The 279-nt window shown below is 48.4% G+C and carries 1 pseudogene; it reads left to right on the forward strand.

The features are described 5' to 3' along the window. A pseudogene (gene ligA, locus AAEY79_RS14630) lies at positions 1 to 279 on the forward strand (NAD-dependent DNA ligase LigA); the annotation flags it as partial.

The following is a 279-nucleotide window of genomic DNA, read 5'->3' on the forward strand; positions in this document are numbered from 1 at the left end:
TTTATGCGCCGTGTTAATGACCGCTTAAGCGTGGCGCAGCAAAGTCCAGAGTATGAAATGGAGCTTAAGCTAGATGGCTTGGCAGTATCGCTTAAATATGAATACGGTACGTTTGTGCAAGCAGTAACGCGCGGTGACGGGCAAACCGGCGAGGACATCACTCAAAATGCCAAGACCATTCGTAATTTACCGTTATGGATTGCGGCGGCTACTGATATTCCATTATTAGAAGTACGCGGTGAAGTGGTGATGCCCAAGGCAGGCTTTGAACGCCTGAAT

This window comes from Psychrobacter sp. GW64-MNA-CIBAN-0177 (assembly GCF_040309585.1).
GTDB classification, from domain to species: Bacteria; Pseudomonadota; Gammaproteobacteria; order Pseudomonadales; family Moraxellaceae; genus Psychrobacter; species Psychrobacter okhotskensis.